The organism is Pseudomonas sp. SIMBA_068 (genome assembly GCF_046534705.1).
Taxonomy (GTDB): Bacteria; Pseudomonadota; Gammaproteobacteria; order Pseudomonadales; family Pseudomonadaceae; genus Aquipseudomonas; species Aquipseudomonas putida.
In genome coordinates this window covers 1-236 of sequence record NZ_JAWRYI010001640.1, presented here as the reverse complement: position 1 = coordinate 236, position 236 = coordinate 1, and the positions used below count along the sequence as shown (strand labels likewise).

General features: G+C 43.2%; 1 protein-coding gene. It reads left to right on the top strand.

Features of this window, described 5'->3' with window-relative positions; genetic code table 11:
• The coding region (locus SB756_RS35290) for a methyl-accepting chemotaxis protein (protein ID WP_410913908.1) at positions 1 to 236 on the top strand (236 nt) is incomplete at both ends.

The following is a 236-nucleotide window of genomic DNA, read 5'->3' as shown; positions in this document are numbered from 1 at the left end:
CATTGAATGCGGCTATTGAAGCAGCTCGTGCAGGTGAAGCCGGACGTGGTTTTGCAGTAGTGGCAGATGAAGTTCGACAATTAGCTCATCGCACCAAAGAATCAACGCAAGAGATAGAAGAAACAGTCATAGAATTGCAAAAAGGGTCAACTTTGGCTGTAGAGTTAATGAAAACAAGTTTGCAAGGCAGTGAAAAAAGCGTATCAGAAGCTGATGCAGTTGGAGAATTAATGCAG